This is a genomic window from Micromonospora sp. USAFONa4 (assembly GCF_057197825.1).
Window position 1 is genome coordinate 330138 of record NZ_CM170072.1, and the last position, 15846, is coordinate 345983.

13 protein-coding genes are annotated in these 15846 nt (G+C 77.2%); 8 read left to right on the plus strand and 5 right to left on the minus strand.

Features of this window, described 5'->3' with window-relative positions:
- The first annotated feature begins 100 nt into the window (after positions 1-100).
- Both AC0OO9_RS01390 and AC0OO9_RS01395 read left to right on the plus strand, forming a co-directional pair.
- Positions 101-2389: an AAA family ATPase gene (locus AC0OO9_RS01390; RefSeq protein WP_484514913.1), complete on the plus strand. Its 2289-nt coding sequence runs from the start codon at positions 101-103 to the stop codon at positions 2387-2389.
- Positions 2390-2532: 143 nt separating this feature from the next.
- On the plus strand, positions 2533-3426 hold the full coding sequence (locus AC0OO9_RS01395) for an aldo/keto reductase (protein WP_484514915.1): 894 nt from the start codon (positions 2533-2535) through the stop codon (positions 3424-3426).
- 35 nt (positions 3427-3461) lie between these two features.
- Here AC0OO9_RS01395 and AC0OO9_RS01400 read toward each other — a convergent pair whose 3' ends face one another.
- The 3 genes from AC0OO9_RS01400 to paaI form a co-directional block, all read right to left on the minus strand.
- Positions 3462-4028 carry a dienelactone hydrolase family protein gene (locus tag AC0OO9_RS01400; RefSeq protein ID WP_484514917.1) on the minus strand — a complete coding sequence of 189 codons (567 nt, stop codon included), beginning with the start codon at positions 4026-4028 and terminating at the stop codon, positions 3462-3464.
- A 69-nt stretch (positions 4029-4097) separates the two neighbouring features.
- On the minus strand, positions 4098-5204 hold the full coding sequence (locus AC0OO9_RS01405; RefSeq protein ID WP_484514919.1) for a nucleotide disphospho-sugar-binding domain-containing protein: 1107 nt from the start codon (positions 5202-5204) through the stop codon (positions 4098-4100).
- Positions 5205-5276: 72 nt separating this feature from the next.
- Complete coding sequence (gene paaI / locus AC0OO9_RS01410) at positions 5277-5729, minus strand: hydroxyphenylacetyl-CoA thioesterase PaaI (RefSeq protein WP_484514920.1); 453 nt, start codon at positions 5727-5729, stop codon at positions 5277-5279.
- Between the two features lie 147 nt (positions 5730-5876).
- Here paaI and AC0OO9_RS01415 point away from each other — a divergent pair, with 147 nt between their 5' ends.
- Both AC0OO9_RS01415 and crcB read left to right on the plus strand, forming a co-directional pair.
- Complete coding sequence (locus tag AC0OO9_RS01415) at positions 5877-6374, plus strand: fluoride efflux transporter FluC (protein WP_484514922.1); 498 nt, start codon at positions 5877-5879, stop codon at positions 6372-6374.
- Positions 6371-6733 (plus strand): fluoride efflux transporter CrcB, encoded by a 363-nt coding sequence (gene crcB, locus AC0OO9_RS01420; protein WP_484514924.1) that lies wholly within the window; start codon positions 6371-6373, stop codon positions 6731-6733. Before AC0OO9_RS01415 ends, crcB begins: the two co-directional genes overlap by 4 nt.
- A gap of 33 nt (positions 6734-6766) precedes the next feature.
- On the opposite strand, the gene AC0OO9_RS01425 is transcribed toward crcB, so the two are convergent.
- Positions 6767-7102 (minus strand): hypothetical protein, encoded by a 336-nt coding sequence (locus AC0OO9_RS01425; RefSeq protein WP_484518113.1) that lies wholly within the window; start codon positions 7100-7102, stop codon positions 6767-6769.
- Positions 7103-7254: 152 nt separating this feature from the next.
- A complete protein-coding gene (locus AC0OO9_RS01430) occupies positions 7255-8475 on the minus strand; it encodes an MFS transporter (RefSeq protein WP_484514926.1) in 1221 nt (406 codons plus the stop codon).
- Between the two features lie 157 nt (positions 8476-8632).
- Here AC0OO9_RS01430 and AC0OO9_RS01435 point away from each other — a divergent pair, with 157 nt between their 5' ends.
- The 4 genes from AC0OO9_RS01435 to AC0OO9_RS01450 all read left to right on the plus strand — a co-directional run bounded on the left by AC0OO9_RS01435 (position 8633) and on the right by AC0OO9_RS01450 (position 15731).
- Complete coding sequence (locus tag AC0OO9_RS01435; protein WP_484514928.1) at positions 8633-9619, plus strand: LacI family DNA-binding transcriptional regulator; 987 nt, start codon at positions 8633-8635, stop codon at positions 9617-9619.
- A 157-nt stretch (positions 9620-9776) separates the two neighbouring features.
- On the plus strand, positions 9777-10478 hold the full coding sequence (locus AC0OO9_RS01440; protein ID WP_484514930.1) for an alpha/beta hydrolase: 702 nt from the start codon (positions 9777-9779) through the stop codon (positions 10476-10478).
- A 229-nt stretch (positions 10479-10707) separates the two neighbouring features.
- The gene (locus AC0OO9_RS01445; protein ID WP_484514932.1) at positions 10708-14895 is read left to right on the plus strand and encodes a SpoIIE family protein phosphatase; all 4188 of its coding nucleotides are present in this window, start codon (positions 10708-10710) and stop codon (positions 14893-14895) included.
- Positions 14896-15002: 107 nt separating this feature from the next.
- Complete coding sequence (locus AC0OO9_RS01450; protein ID WP_484514933.1) at positions 15003-15731, plus strand: HD domain-containing protein; 729 nt, start codon at positions 15003-15005, stop codon at positions 15729-15731.
- The last annotated feature ends 115 nt before the right edge of the window (positions 15732-15846 follow it).

A 15846-nucleotide genomic window follows, 5' to 3' on the forward strand; every position in this document is an offset into this window, starting at 1 on the left:
CGGTTGCGCAGGGTGGACATACGTCGTTCGGCAGATCCCCCGTCAGCCCATCGGTGACAGTGTCCGAGGCGTCGTCAGCACCGTGGGGAAGGCGGGTGCGATGCCCATGGCCACCATCGTCGCCGGTTCGCAGCGTTCCACCTCGGCAGGCTGGCCGGTACCGGAGGAGAAACGTCTCGTCACCGTGCTGTTCGTCGACATCGTCGGCTCGACCGCGCTCGTCGAGCGGCTCGACCCCGAGGACGTGCGGATCCTGCAACGGGCGTACTTCGACACCGTGGGCGGGGTGCTGCGCCGGTGGCACGGGGTGGTCGAGAAGTACGTCGGCGACGCGGTGATGGCCCTGTTCGGTGCCCGCCGGTCCGACGGATTCGACGCGTACCGGGCGGTGCGGGCGGCGCTGGAGATCCAGGGGGCCCTCGACCGGCGACCGCCGCCCGGCGCGCCGCGCCTCCGGGTCCGGGCCGGGGTGGCCACCGGTGAGGCGCTGGTGGACCTCGCCGCGGCGCGCGACGGCGGGCACGGCGTGGCCAGCGGCGCGGTGATCACCACCGCCGCGCGGTTGCAGGAGTACGCCCCGCCGGGCGGGGTGGCGCTCTGCGCGGCCACCCACCGCGCCACCGAGGGGCTGGTCGACCAGCGCCGCGTACCGCCGGTGGTCCTGGCCGGCAAGGCGCTGCCGGTCGACGTGTGGCACGCCACCGGCACGACCCGACCGGCCCCGACCCGCCACGAGGGGCCGCTGGTCGGGCGGCGACGGGAACTGGCCGCTGCCCGGGACCTGATCGTCCGGGCCGTGCGGGGCCGCGACCCGCGCTGGCTGTCGCTGGTCGGTCCCGCCGGCAGCGGGCGCAGCCGGCTGCTGCACGAGCTGACCCTGGCGGCACGGACCGTGGACGGGGCGCCGGTGCGCTGGTGCGTCGCGCACTGCCCGCCGTACCCGGAGCCCCTGGCGCCCGTCGCGGACCTGGTGCGCGGGCTCGCCGGCCTCCGCGCCGGTGAGCCGCCCGCGACGGTACGGCGACGGCTCACCGCCGCCCTCACGGACCTGGTGCCGCCCACCGGCCTGTCCGAGGCGGTGTACGCGCTGGAGGCGCTGCTGGGCACGCCGGACGGCTCCGGCGACGCGGCGCGGGGCGCCGAGGTGGCGCGGGAGGCGCTGTTGGGGCTCGCCGCCCGGCAGCCGGTGATGGTGGCGGTGGACGACCTCGACCGGGCCACCGCGACGGTGCACCGTTTCCTGCACCGGCTCTTCGCGGCGGCCACCGCGCGGTCGCTGCCGCTGGTGGTGGTGACCCTGCACCGTTCCGAGTGGACGGACGTGCTGCCCGGCCCGCGGGACCGGCGGCACCGGTTGGCGGTGCCGCCGCTGCGCCCGGTGGAGACCGGACGGCTGCTGCGGCACCTGCTGGGCCGGGCCGACCGGCCGACGGCGGGTGTCGCCCGGCTGCTGCCGCTGGTCGGCGGCAATCCGGGGCGGGCCGCCGCGTACGTGGCGTCGCCGGACGCGGGGCGGTCCGTGCCGGAGGCGGTGCGCCGGGTGGTCGACGCCCGGCTGGACCGCCTGGACGGGGCGCGGCGGGCCGTGCTGATGGCCGTCGCGACCGTCGGCGCGGGGATCACCGCCGCGACGGTGGCGCGCCTGCTCGACTGGGCCCCCGGGCGGGCCGCCCCGGTGCTGCGCGACCTGGCCGCGACGGGTCTGCTGGTCACCCGCCCCGACGGCCGGTACGCCGTCGCCGACCCGGTGGTCCGCGAGGTCGCGTACGCCCGGCTGCCGAGAGCGGCGCGTGCCGCGTTCGCCCGCCGGGCCGGGCGGCCGGCGGAGGCTGCGCTGCCGGTGCCGGTGCCGGTACGCGTGGTCGTGCACGCCCCCACCGCTGACGTGCGGCCGGCGCGCGTCGACGCCGACCGCCCGGCGGCCCGGAACGCTCGCGGGTCACACCCGGCACCACTGCGGCGGTCCGCCGCCGCGCCCCGTCCCGCCGCCCCGCCCCGGTCCGCCCGCGCGGTCCAGGTCGCCGACGTGCCCCGGGTCGCGGCGCTGCCGGGGGCGCGTTCCGCGCCCGGTCCGCTGGTCGCCGTCCCCGCGGAACATGCCGGAAGCGGCGGGGTGGTGGAGCTGCGCGGCTGGGGCGCGGCCCGCGATCGCCGCCCCTCGGCCGGCCCCGCTCCGACGACCGCGCGCGACCGCGTCGTCATCGACCTGAAGACCGGCAGGTCCACCGCCGTCACGGCCAACGACCTCGCCGCGCACCCGGCCGGCCCCGCTGCGCCGGAAGCCCTCGGGGCGCAGGGTTCGGCGCGGCGGCAGGGTTCGGCGCGGCGGCAGGGGCGCGGGCAGCGGCCGAGGCGGGCCCTGCCACGCGGCACGCCGGTCGCGGCGTGAGCGGGCGGTGTGCCGGTCGCGGCGGTGCGGGAGGGGCGGCCAGGGGATCTCCCCCACGATCCAAGCTAACGGATACCCGATCCGGGCGGTATCGGGCGGCCGACCGAGTGCGCGCCCCGGGGCCGGCTGGCTAGGTTCGCCCGATGCCTGTCGAAGAAACCACCGCCTCCGCCGCCGGCACCTGGACGCTCGGCGACCGCACCGTGCACCGGATGGGGTTCGGCTCCATGCGGCTCACCGTCGACCCGGACCGGGCACGTGCCGTCCGCGTCCTGCGCCGGGCCGTCGAGCTGGGCGTCAACCACATCGACACCGCCGCCTTCTACGTCTCGCCGGGCGGACCGCTCGGCGTCGGCACCGGCTCGCCCCGGTACGCGACCGACCTGATCCGCGAGGCCCTCGCGCCGTACCCGGACGACCTGGTCGTCACCACCAAGGTCGGGCCGTCCTTCGACGAGGCGACCCGGCACCGGGAACTGGGCCCGGCGGAGCTGCGCCGGGAGGTGGAGGAGAACCTGCTCCGGCTCGGCCGGGACCACCTGGACGTGGTGAACCTGCGGATCGTCCGGCGACCCGGGCACGACTCGGTGGCGGAGCGGTTCGCCGCCCTGGCCGAGCTGCGCGACGCCGGGCTGATCCGGCATCTCGGCCTGTCCAACGTGCGGGTGGACCACCTGGACGAGGTGCGGGACATCGCGCCGGTGGTGTGCGTGCAGAACGCGTACGCCCTCGACGTGAACCGGTGGGCCGACGAGCTGCTGCGGGTCTGCGGCGAGCGGGGGATCGCCTTCGTGCCGTTCTTCGCGATCGCGGGCGCCGGGCGGGAGGCGGGCGCGGGCGGCGACCACGACGAGGCCGTACGGGCGGTGGCGCGGGCGCACGGCGCGACCCCGCACCAGATCCGCCTGGCCTGGACGCTGCACCAGGGCCCGCACGTGCTGGCCATCCCCGGCACCGGCGACCCGGCGCACCTGGCGCAGAACGTGGCGGCCGGGGCGATCCGGCTCACCCCCGAGGACCTGGCCCGCCTCGGCTGACCGCGGGCGCCCCGCCCGCACGGCGTGGTGACCGGTCAGCGACCGTGGAGGAAGGCGAGCGCCCGTTCCCACGTCTGGGTGCTGGCGGCCGAGTCGTGTTCGGGCAGGTCGGGGTCGGTGTAGAGGTGCCCGACGCCGGGATAGCGGTGGACGCTCAGGTCCGCGCCCGCCCCGGACATCGCCCGCTGCCACCGGCTCAGCTCGGGCTCCGGGGGGTATTCGTCCGGGTCGGCCATGTGCAGCTGCACCGGCAGGCCCGGGCGGACCGCCTCCGGTGCGCCTCCGGCGCTGTGCAACAGCAGCAACGCGGCGGCTTCGCGCCGCTCGCTGAGCAACGCGCCGGCCACCGCGGCACCCATGGAGAACCCGGCCAGCACCGCGTCGGGTGGCGCCTCGAGCAGCGCGGCCCGGGCCCGCCCCATCACCGCCGGCTCGCCGATCCGCTCGAGCAGGGCGAAGCCCTCCTCGATGGTGGCGACGGCCGGCTCGCCGTAGAGGTCGGGGGTGACGACGTGGTGGCCGGCGGCGCGCAGCCGGTCGGCGGCGGCCAGCACGGCGGGTCGCAGCCCGTAGACGGAATGAAACAGCACGACGTGTCCCATCGGGACATTCTGTCTGACGAATGCGACAGGGCCGGGCCGCCGCGCTGACCCGCCGCCGCCGGCGCCCGGTCAGCCCAGCGATTCCAGTCGCCGCACCAGCTCGCTCGGCCCCGGCATGGCGGCGATCTCGGCGCTGACCTGCCGCGCCGCGTCGCGCAGCGTGGTGTCGGCGACGAGCCGGGTCAGGGTGTCGGCGGTGATGTCGCGGGTGCGGGCGGCGATCCCGGCCCCGCGCGCGGCCACCAGCTCGGCGTTGTGCCGCCGGTCGCCCGCCCCGACGGTGGCCAGCTGCGGCACCCCGGCGATCAGCGCGCTCAGGACGCTGCCCGCGCCGCCGTGGTGGACCAGCGCCGCGCTCGCCGGCAGGGCCGCGGGGACCGGGATCCAGTCGACCGTACGCACGTTGCCGGGCAGCGCCCGGCGGGCAAGCCGCGCCTCCGGGCGGACCAGCACGAACTCGGCGTCGACCCGGTCGGCGACGGCGACGACGGCCGGCATCGGTCCGGCGCTGCCGGGGCCGGCGACGGTGCTGCGGCTGACCAGCACCCGGGGCCGCTCCCCCGGCTCGCGCAGCCAGCCCGGCAGCTCGCCGCCCGCCTCGGTGGCGTAGCGCATCGGCCAGCCGTCCTGACGCAGCACGCTGGGCGGGGCGACGGCGATCGCGGCGGCCGGCGGCGGCAGCGCGGTCAGGCCGTGCCGGCGCAGCGCCGGGCCCAGCCGCGCCAGGGTCGCCCGGGCCAGCTCGCGGCCGTCGAAGAGGGCGTTCTCCTGGCGTACGGCGGGCACGCCGAGCGTCGCGGCGGCGAGGGCGCCGGCCACCGCGAACGGCTCGTGGACCACCAGGTCGGGTCGCCACCGCCCGGCGAGGGCGACCACCGGATCGGCGAGCTGGTCGTTGACGGCGCCGAAGAGCAGCCCGGCGCCCCGGGTGCCGGCGGTGCCGGCCAGTTCGGCCCGCGCGGTCAGCGGGTGGCGCAGCAGCACGCGGCGGGCGATGCGGCCGAAGTCGAACGCGGGCGCGACGTCGCGCACCGGCAGCCCGGGGCGCACCGCCCGCAGCCCGTCGGCGGCGGTGGCGACGAGCACCTCGTGCCCGGCGTCGCGCAGTGCGGCGGCCAGCGGCAGCAGCGGAGCGACGTGCCCGATCAACGGCGCGGAGACCACCAGTACTCGCACCGCGCCGATGCTAGCCGCGCCGGAGCCCGTCGTGGGGGGGCGCCGGACGAAGCGGCCCGGGCGGCGGCGGGTTCAGCCGGCGGTCGGGGGCAGGGTGCGGCTGCGGCCCCGGAACTCGGCCACCACCGCGCCGTCGTCCCGGGTGACGGTGACGTCGTAGATGCCGCTGCGGCCGTACCTGGTGCGCTCGGTGGCGTGCGCCGTCAGCAGGTCACCCTCGCGGGCGGGACGGACGAAGCTGATCTCGCCGCCGGCGGCGACGGTGGCCGGGCCGTGGCTGTTGCAGGCCAGCGCGAAGGCGGTGTCGGCGAGCAGGAACACGAACCCGCCGTGGGCGATGGCGTGGCCGTTGACCATCGCGGCGGTCACCCGCATCCGGGCCACCGCCGCGCCGCCGGCGGCCTCCACCAGCTCGATGCCGAGCCCCCGGCTGGCGACGTCGGCGGCGAACATGGCGTACGCGGCGTCGCGCCCGGCCACCTCAGCCGTCCCGCCGTCGCCCGACGACCGCCCCGTCCCGCCCATCGACCGCTCCACGCCCGCCCGGGGCGGCCCCCTCGACCGCCGGTCCCGGTACGGTACGCCGGCCCGCACGCCCGGGACCAACGCACCCGGACGTTAGGCTGGCGGGCGCGCCGAGGTCACATCCGTGGCACCGGCGGGGAGGGCGAGGTGACCGGACCGGATCCGCGGGTCGACCCCGACGTCGACCTGCGCGTACCCGCCGACCGGGGCGAGTTGGCCACCCGCCCCGGCGCGGTGCTCGGGTCCGTCGCGGCCGGCGGTGCGCTCGGCGCCCTGGCCAGGGCCGGCCTCCAGCACGCCGTCCCGCACGGCCCGACGGGCTTCCCGTGGGCGACCTTCGCCGTCAACCTGACCGGGTGCCTGCTGATCGGCGTCCTGATGGCGACGCTGGAGCGCTCCGGTGGCCGCCGACCGCTGCTGCGCCCGTTCCTCGGCGTGGGCGTCCTCGGCGGCTACACCACCTTCGCCACGTACGCCGTGGACGTCCGCCTGGCGCTCGACGCCGGCGCGCCGGAGATCGCCCTGGGCTACCTGGCCGCCACCCTGCTCGGGGCGCTGGTCGCGGTCTGGCTCGGCGACGCCGCCGCCGGCCGGCTGCTCGACGCCGCCCGCCACGGCCGGCCACAGCGCGGGGCCGGCCGGTGACCGTCCTGCTGATCGCGCTCGGCGCGGCCGTCGGCGCGCCCCTGCGCTACCTCACCGACCGGGCGGCGCAGGCCCGGCTCGGCAGCGCCTACCCGTGGGGCACGCTGACCGTCAACGTGACCGGGTCGCTGCTGCTCGGTCTCCTGGCCGGGCTGCCCGTCGGCCCGACCGTCGGCGCCCTGCTCGGCACCGGCTTCTGCGGTGCGCTGACCACGTACTCCACGTTCGGGTACGAGACGCTGCGGCTGGCGCGCCGGGGCCGGCGGTTCCTCGCGCTGGTCAACGTGCTGTCCAGCGTGGCCGCCGGCCTCGGCGCCGCCACGGTCGGCTTCGCCCTGGCCCGGGCCGTCGCCGGCTGAACGGGCCGTCCAGCGAGCGGTTCAACGGGCGGTTCAGCGGGCGTGGCGCTCCGGGTGGGCCCGGTTCCACACCCGCATCCGCTCCGGGTAGCCGGTGCGGGCAGCCTCGTACAGCGGCACCGCGTGCTTGCGGGCGATGGAGCCGGCGGCGCGCGGCGAGCCGGTGCGACGGCGGATCCACTCGCCGTCGTGGGCGATGGCGACCACGGTGGTGTCGGTCGCCGTGGTCTCCGGTTCCAGGTAGAACTCCACGCCCCGGCGGCTGGCCACGAACGCCTCCAGCGCGGCCAGGTCCTCCCGGGTCGCCTCGCGGTCGAGCTTCGTCGGGGTCGCGTCGGCGGCGCGCGACCGCCGGTTGAACCAGCCCATGCCCGTGCTCCTCTCCTCGGCGTCTCCCCAGTGCAGCACCGCCACCTGGCAGTCCCCTGCGCCGCACCTGGGAGCCCGCTGCGCGGGCCGGTCGCCGCCACGCGGACCCGCCCCCGACGGGGCGGCGGACGAGCGCGGGCCCGGGTGACCGCTCAGCGGGCCGGCGCGCGGGTGGCCGGCACCAGGGCGAGGGTGGGCAGCAGCAACAGTGGCACCACGAGCAGGGCCCGCAGGGTGCCGACCCGGTCGCCGAGCAGGCCGAGCAGCGGGGGGCCGGCGAGGAACGCCGTGTAGCCGATCACGGCGACCACGCTGACCCGGGCCGGCGCCCGGCGCTCGTCGTCGGCCGCCGCGCTCATCCCCACCGGGAAGCCCAGCGACGCGCCGAGCCCCCAGAGCGCGACGCCGGCGATCGCCACCGGCCCGGAGTCGGCGAGCACCGCGACGCCCGCGCCGAGCGTGGCGAGCAGGATCGTGGTGGACAGGACAGGCACCCGGCCCCACCGGTCCAGCGCGACGGTGCCTGCCGTGCGGCCCAGGGTCATGCCGACGACGAAGACGCCGAAGACCGCGGCCCCGGCCGCCTCGCTGAGGCCGTGGCCGTCGATGAAGGCGACCGCCAGCCAGTCGCTGGCGCTGCCCTCGGCGAACGCCGACACCAGCACCAGCAGGCCGACGAGCAGGGTGCGGGGCTCCCGCCAGGCGGCGAGCAGTTCACGGCGACGCTCGGCCGGAGCGGCCGACGCGGAGGCGGTGCCGCTCTCGGCCACCGGCAGGAACGACCGGACGGCCAGCAACGTGCCGAGCAGCACCACCGCAGCCAGCGCGGCGAGGTGCGCGGCGACCGGCACGTCGAGGCGGGCCGCCCCGGCGCCGAGCCCGGCACCGGCCACGGACCCGAGGCTCCACGCCGCGTGGAAGCGGGGCATGATCGTCCGCCCCAGCCGCCGCTCGACCGCCGCGCCCTCGACGTTCATCGCCACGTCGCAGAGGCCGGAGCCGTAGCCGACGGCGCACAGCCCCACCGCGACCCCGGCCAGGGAGCCGGCCACGGCGGCGACCCCGGTCACCGTCAGCCCGGTCGCGAGGAGCAGGGTGGAGAGCGCGACCGTGCGGGCCGCCCCGAGCCGCTGGGCCACCAGGCCGGCGGTGGGCATCGCGAGCAGCGCGCCGACGGACATGGCCAGCAGCAGCAGCCCGAGCCGGCCCGCGCTGAGCCCGAGCGCGTCCCGGGCGGCGGGCACCCGGGAGAACCAGGTGGCCACGGCCAGGCCGTTGAGCGCGAAGACCACGGCCACGCCGGTACGGGCGGCCAGCACCGCCCGGGGCACGGCCGGGCGCGGCGCGGCGGGCGGGGCAATGGTGCGGCTCACGGTGGCGGTCCTCTCGCCTCGGGTGGTCTACCGCCCGATCCCACACCTGGGAGCGCTCTCAGGACAACCCGGTCCCACCCCTTACCGTGGACGCGCCGGAGGGGGATGATTCGGTCGACCGTCCACGCCGCGACGGCCGACGACGGGGAGGACCGGAATGGCGACGACACACCGACCACCGACCCTGGAGGACGTCGCCCGGGCGGCGGGCGTCTCCCGGGCCACCGCCTCGCGGGTGCTCGCCGGCACCGGCTACGCCTCCCCCGCCGCCCGCGAGCGGGTGAACGTCGCCGCCGACCGGCTCGGCTACGCGCCGAACCCGGCCGCCCGCGCGCTCGTCCAGGGCACCGGGTTCCGGCTGGTGGTGGCGGTGACCGGCACCGCCGCGACGGTCCTCGACGACCCGTACGTCCACCGGGTGCTCGGCGCGTGCGCCCGGGTCTGCGCGCCGCACGGGCTCGGGGTGACGCTGCACTGGCTGCCCACCCGGTCGCCGGGCGAGGTACGCCGGCTGGCCGGGGACCGCAGCGTCGGCGGGGTCGTCCTGATCAACACCACCGAGGGGGTGCTGGACGCGATCCCGGCGCGGCTGCGCGGTCGGGTGGCCTCGATCGGCATCGGCTCCGCCCTCGTCCCGGCCTTCGACGTGGACAACGACGGCGGCACCGAGGCCGTGGTCCGGCACCTGTACGCCACCGGGCGCCGCCGCATCGCCATGGTGACCGGGCCGCGCTGGCTGTCCTGCGCCGGCCGGTCGGTCGGCGCGTACCGGCGGATCGTGCGCGACGCCGCCCTGCCCGAGCGGCTGGTGCCGGGGGACTTCAGCGCGGACCGCGGCCGGGCGGCGGCCCGGGAGGTGCTGGAGCGCTGGCCGGACACCGACGCGATCGTCGGCAGCAGCGACGCGACCGCGCTCGGGGTGATCGACCGGCTCCGCGGCGACGGCGTCCAGGTGCCCGGGGACGTCGCGGTCACCGGCTTCGACGACATCCCGTTCGCCGCGATGACCACCCCCGCGCTGACCACGGCGACGCATCCGGTGACGCAGATCGCCACGGCGGCGGCGACGGCCGTGCTGGGCGGGCGACCGGTGCCGCCGGCGACGATGTTCCCGTCCCGGCTGGTCCGCCGCGTCAGCGGATGAGCCGGCCCCGGCGACAACCGCGCCGGCGGGACGCACCGATGGACGACCGCGCCGCCCGCCGAGCACGCCCGTAGGGGGAACGCGTTGGTGGGATTGCGCGTCGGGTTGGCGGGTAACCGCCGGCGCATGCCCGCCCAGGACGAGGAGCGGTGATCCGGTGACCGAGCCCGCGCCACCGCACCGGCAGCCGGAGGAGAACCCCCGGCACGGCCGGCTCGCCGCGCGTCCCGCGCCGCCGACCGCCCTGGCCGCCCCCGGGCTGGCCTCGCTGACCGACCCGCGGGGTGCCGCGCTGGCGATGGTGTACGCCCCGGAGCCGGTCGACGGGCCGCCGTACCGGCTGGTGCTGCTCCTGCACGGGGCCGGCGGCTCGGCCCGGCAGGGGCTGGACCTGCTGCTTCCGGAAGCCGACGCGCACCGGCTGCTGCTGGTCGCCCCGCAGGCGGTGGCGAGCAGCTGGGACCTGATCGGCGGCGAGGGCTTCGGGACGGACGTACGGCGCATCGACGGCCTGCTGGCCACGGCCTTCGCCGGCTACCCCGTGGCGCGGGTGGCGTTCGGCGGGTTCTCCGACGGCGCCTCGTACGCCCTCTCCCTGGGCCTGACCAACGGCGACCTGGTCGACGCGGTGCTGGCCTTCTCCCCCGGCTTCGCCGCGCCGCTGGTGACCCACGGCCGGCCCCGGGTCTACGTCTCGCACGGCACACGGGACCCCGTCCTGCCGGTGGACGTGTGCAGCCGTCGGCTGGTTCCCCGCCTGCGCGCGCTCGGCTGCGACGTCACCTACGACGAGTTCCCGGGCTCCCACGAGATCCCCGCCCCCATCCGCACCCGCGCCACCACCTGGCTGACCACCTGACCCCACTCCCGCGCCCGCGCCCGCGCCCGCGCCCGCTGGCGATCATGCAGTTCTCGCTCGGCGGGCTGCCGGTCAGGGTGCGGGTCGGGTCACGTCGATCGACGGTTCGGGCGTGACCGGTTGGGGAAAGTGACTCCGGCGGGACGATGAGGGGCAGGACACGGCGGCTGCTTGCGACCCGGAGACCGACGCGGGGACAGGGGGCCGGGACGTGGATTCCAAGCAGCGCGTGGCAGCCCCACTGGGCGACCGGGACGACCGGGGCGCCGCAGGACCGGCGGGCGCCGGGGCGTCCGTCGACGACCTCTTCGCCGGCGACGACCCGACCAGCGCCGCGCACCGGGCCACCGACTGGGCCGCCACCGCCCTGGGCCCGGTGGAGACCTGGGCGCCGGAGCTGTGCGCGGCGGTGCGCACCGTATTGCCGTCGAAGATCCCGATGCTGCTGTGGTGGGGCACCGAGCTGGTGCAGATCTTCAACCACGCGTACACGCCGGTGCTCGGCGACAAGTACCCGGCCGCGATCGGTCAGCCGGGCGCGCGGTGCTGGGCGGAGGTCTGGGACGAGTTGGGCCCGCTCACCGACCACGTGCTCGCCGGCCGCGGCGCCACCTACGCGCAGAACCAACTGCTCCTGCTCAACCGGCACGGCTACCTCGAGGAGACGTACTGGACCTTCTCCTACAGCCCCGTACGCGCCGGGCACGGCCGGGTTCCCGGCGTCTTCGTGGCCACCACCGACGTCACGGCCCGGGTGCTCGGTGACCGGCGGCTGGAGACGCTGCGCGAGCTGGGTTCGATCTCCATCGCGGCGGCGGACACCACCCGCGACGCCGTCCGGGCGGCGGCCCGCGTCCTCACCGGCAGCCCGGCCGACCTGCCCGCCGCGATGATCTACCTAAGTCCCGGGGGCGTGCCGCCGGACGACGGCAGCCACCTCACCGGCCCCGGGTCGGGCGGCAGCCGGGAGTCCGACGACGAACTGGTCCTGGCCGCCTCGGTCGGCGTGCCCGAGGACGACGCCGCCGCGGGTCCCGGGTGGCTGCCGCAGATCGGCGAGGTGGCGCGCACCGGTCGCCCCGCGCGGGTCCGCGGAGTGGCCCTGCCCGGCGACCCCCGCGCCGGGGCCGGGGCGGTCGTCGGGGTGCCCGTGGACGAGGTCGTGGTGCTGCCCCTGCTGGCCACCGGGCAGACCCACCCGGCCGGCGTGCTGGTCGTCGGCATCAGCCCCTTCCGCGAGCTCGACGAGGCGTACCGCGGCTTCCTCGACCTGGTGGCCAACCGGGTCTCGACGGCGCTGGGCGACGTGCTGGCGTACGAGGCACAGCGGCGTCGCGCCGCCGCGCTGGCCGAGCTGGACGCGGCGAAGACGGAGTTCTTCACCGACGTCAGCCACGAGCTGCGCACCCCGCTGACGCTGATCGCCGGGCCGGTCCGGGAGAGCCTCGCCGACCGGCGCGAGCCGCTCCCCGCCGGCCAGCGCGAACGCCTGGAGCTGGTGCACCGCAACACCGGCCGGCTGCGCAAGCTGGTCGACGACATGCTCGACTTCGCCCGCCTGGAGGGCGGCCGGCTGGACCCCGAACGGGTGGAGACCGACCTGCCGGCGCTCACCGCCGGGGTCGCCGAGTCGTTCGCGTACGCGATGCGCCAGGCCGAGCTGACCTACCGCGTCGAGGTCGAGGCGCTGCCGCGCACCGCGTACGTGGACCGCGACATGTGGGAGAAGGTGGTCGTCAACCTGCTCTCCAACGCCCTGAAGTACACCCTGGCCGGCGCGGTGCGGCTGCGGCTGCGGGGCGACGACGCGCACGTCACGCTGACCGTCGACGACACCGGCGTCGGCGTCCCCGCCGACCAGCAGCCGCTGCTGTTCCACCGCTTCCACCGCGTGCGCGGCGCGGGCGGCCGGTCGCACGAGGGCACCGGCATCGGGTTGGCGCTGGTGCAGGAGATGGTCCACCTGCACGGCGGCGAGGTCAGCGTGCGCTCGGTCGAGGGCGAGGGCTCGACGTTCACCGTCCGCCTACCGTACGGCCGGCCCACCGCCTCGGCCACGCGCCGCGAGCGGGCCCACGAGACGTACGTCGCCGAGGCCCTGCACTGGCTGCCGGAGGCCGCGCCCGCCCAGGCGGACGCCACCGACGACGACGCCCGGGACGCAGCGACGGTGCTGGTGGTGGACGACAACGCCGACCTGCGCGCGTTCCTCGCGAGCCTGCTCGCACCCCACCACCGGGTGATCGTCGCGGCCGACGGCCGGGAGGCGCTCGACCGGATCGCCGAGCGGGTGCCCGATCTGGTGCTGACCGACGTGATGATGCCCCGCCTGGACGGCTTCGGGCTGGTCCGGGCGCTGCGCGCCGACCGGCGTACCGCCGGGCTGCCGATCATCGTGCTCTCCGCGCGCGCCGGTGGGGAGGCCGCAGTGGAGGGGTTGCGGACCGGGGCCGACGACTACCTGGCCAAGCCCTTCTCCTCGGAGGAGCTGCTGGCCCGGGTCGGCGCGCACCTGGAGCTGGCCCGGTTGCGCAACGAGGAGGCGACCTGGCGGGCGGCCCTGATCGAGTCGTTGCAGGACGCGTTCGCCGTGGTCGACGCCGACGGCGCGCTGGTCGAGGCGAACGAGGCGTTCTGCCGCCTGGTCGGCGCCACCCAGCTGGCGGCGCCGGTCGCGCCGCCGCACCCGTGGTGGCCGGAAGCCGACGCCGCGCCCGGCGACCGGCGCCTCCTGATCGACGTGCTGCGCACCGCGCGGGGCTCCGGCCGGGGCCGGGTCACCCTGCCGCTGCGGCACGCCGACGGGCACCGGATCTGGGCCGAGGCGGTCTACAACTCGCTGCGGGAGCCGCGTACCGGCCGCCGCCTCTGGGTCGCCACCCTTCGCGACGTGACCGCCGACGTCCGCGCCGCCGCCCAGCAGTCCGCCCTGGCCGCGCTCTCCGGCCGGCTCGCCCGCGCCACCGACGTGGCCGAGGTGCTCGACGCCGGCCTGTCCGAGCTGTGCACCCTGCTGGACGGCGCCCGCGGCCTGGCGGTATGCGCCGACGCCGCCGGCACGCCGCTCGCGGTGACCCAGGGCCTGACGCTGACCGGGCAGGTGCAACGGGCGCTCGACGGGCTGCCCACCGAGGGCGAGCCGCAGCTGGTCGTCGACGACGCGGGCCGGGTGACCGCGCTCGGGGCACGCGTCGAGCCGGGCGGGGCACCCGGCGGGGTGTGGCTGGAGCTGGACCCGCCCCGGTCGGTGCAGACGGTGGACCGGCCGCTCGTACGACAGCTCTGCGCGGCGCTGGCCCAGGCGCTGGTCCGCGCGCGGGCCTTCGAGACGCAGCGGACGGTGGCCCTGGCCATGCAGCGGGCGATGCTCGGCCCGGTCGACCTGCCGGCCGGGTTCGCGACCCGCTACCAGCCGGCGGTGGCGCCGCTCGAGGTGGGCGGCGACTGGTACGACGTGGTCCAGCTTCCCGGCGACCTCGTCGGTGTGGTGGTGGGCGACGTGGTGGGGCGGGGCCTGCCCGCGGCCACCGTGATGGGGCAGCTGCGCAGCGCGTCGCGCGCCCTGCTCCTGCAGGCCAAGAGCCCCGCCGAGGTGCTGTCCGCGCTGGACGACTTCGCCCGGATGGTGCCTGGCGGCGCCTGCACCACCGTCTTCTGCGCCATCATCGACCGCTCGCTGGGCGTGCTCCGCTACTCCTCGGCGGGCCACCCGCCGGGCATCCTGGTGCACCCGGACGGCTCCGCCGAACTGCTGACCCACGCCGGTTCGGTGCCGCTGGCCAGCGTCACGGTGCCCCGCCGGCCGGAAGCCGGGGCGCGGCTGCAGTCCGGTTCGACGCTGCTGCTCTACACCGACGGGCTGATCGAGCGGCGCCGCGAACTGATCGACGCCGGCATCTCCCGGGCGGTCGCCGCGCTCACCCAGGGTCGCGAACTGCCCGAGGGCGCGCTGGCCGACCGGATGGTCCGGGACCTGCTGCCCGACACCCGCAACGACGACGTGGCGGTGCTGGTCTACCGGCATCGGGAGCCGGCGGTCTTCGCCGCGGCGCTGACCGCCGACGCCGAGCAGCTCGCGCCGACGCGGGAGGCGCTGCGCGAGTGGCTGACCGGCCTCGGCATCGGCCAGGCCGACGTCGACGCGGTGCTGATCGCGGCCGGCGAGGCGTGCGCCAACGCCATCGAGCACGGCTACCGCTTCGCCCCGGACGCGTCGGTCACCGTCCGGGGGCGGCTGCGCGCCGACCGGCTGGAGATGGTGGTCAGCGACACCGGCGGGTGGCGGGACGCGGGCCCCGACGACAGCGAGCGCGGCCGTGGCCGGCTGATCATGACCCGGTTGATGGACGAGGCCACCGTCGCCGGCAGTGCCGACGGCACCACCGTACGCCTGGTCAAGCGCGTCTCCGGCACCTGACGGGCTGCCCCTGGCCGGACGCCGCGGTGCGTTCGGCCGGGGGTGCCGGCGTCGGGTGGCCGACGGCAGGGACCCCCGGCAGGGTGAAGATCGGCTATAAGTGGCGGATGGAGTTTCCCGCCTACCTGGCCACCATGCCGATGCACGCGATCACCGAGATCCACGGCGAGCCCGGCCTGCTGGCCCGGTTCCGGCTGGAGCTGCGCGCGTTCGACGAGGCCGCCCGGGAACGACTCACCGAGGCCCTGGACCTGGCCGCCGAGCTGCACCGCGACGACCGGCGGGTACGCGAGCCCTACCTGAACCACCTGCTGCGGGTGGCGATCCGGATGATGCACCACTACCAGGTCCGCGACGTGGACGTGATCGTCGCCGGCCTGCTGCACGACGCGGTGGAGGACCACCCCGACGAGCTGGCCGCCGCGGAGGCCGGAGACGACGCCACCGCCGCCGCACTGGCGGTGCTCGCGGAGCGGTTCGGGCCGCGGGTGGCCCGCCTGGTCGGCGCGGTCACCAATCCGGCGTACGACCCGGGGCGCGACAAGCACGTCCAGTACCGGGAGCACGTGGCGGCCAGCCTCGACCGGGAGCCGTGGGCGCGGGTCATCAAGATCTCCGACTTCACGGACAACGGGGTGGGCGTCATCCACACCGTCGGCCCGAAGGTGACCTCGTCGGCCCGCAAGTACCGGCCGCTCGTGCCGGTCTACCGGGACCTCGTCACCCGGCCGGACACTCCCCTGTCGGCGCCGGTGAAGGAGCACATCCTCGGGCAGCTCGACCTGGCCGAGGAACGCTTCAGCGCCATCCTCGACGAACCACCCCACCCGAACTGAGTCCGCAGCCACCCGCGTGCCACGGGCGACGCCGTCGGCGTCGCAGACGAACGGTCCAGGCCGTCCACCACCCCGGCGGTCGCCGGAGTGGTGGACATGGAGCCTGGACCCGTGC

Excerpts from the sequence above, each read along its gene's own strand:
- AC0OO9_RS01390 (WP_484514913.1), top strand. The coding sequence starts at position 101 with ATGCCCATGGCCACCATCGTCGCCGGTTCGCAGCGTTCCACCTCGGCA.
- AC0OO9_RS01395 (WP_484514915.1), top strand. The coding sequence starts at position 2,533 with ATGCCTGTCGAAGAAACCACCGCCTCCGCCGCCGGCACCTGGACGCTC.
- AC0OO9_RS01400 (WP_484514917.1), bottom strand. The coding sequence starts at position 4,028 with ATGGGACACGTCGTGCTGTTTCATTCCGTCTACGGGCTGCGACCCGCC.
- paaI (WP_484514920.1), bottom strand. The coding sequence starts at position 5,729 with ATGGGCGGGACGGGGCGGTCGTCGGGCGACGGCGGGACGGCTGAGGTG.
- AC0OO9_RS01425 (WP_484518113.1), bottom strand. The coding sequence starts at position 7,102 with ATGGGCTGGTTCAACCGGCGGTCGCGCGCCGCCGACGCGACCCCGACG.
- AC0OO9_RS01435 (WP_484514928.1), top strand. The coding sequence starts at position 8,633 with ATGGCGACGACACACCGACCACCGACCCTGGAGGACGTCGCCCGGGCG.
- AC0OO9_RS01450 (WP_484514933.1), top strand. The coding sequence starts at position 15,003 with ATGGAGTTTCCCGCCTACCTGGCCACCATGCCGATGCACGCGATCACC.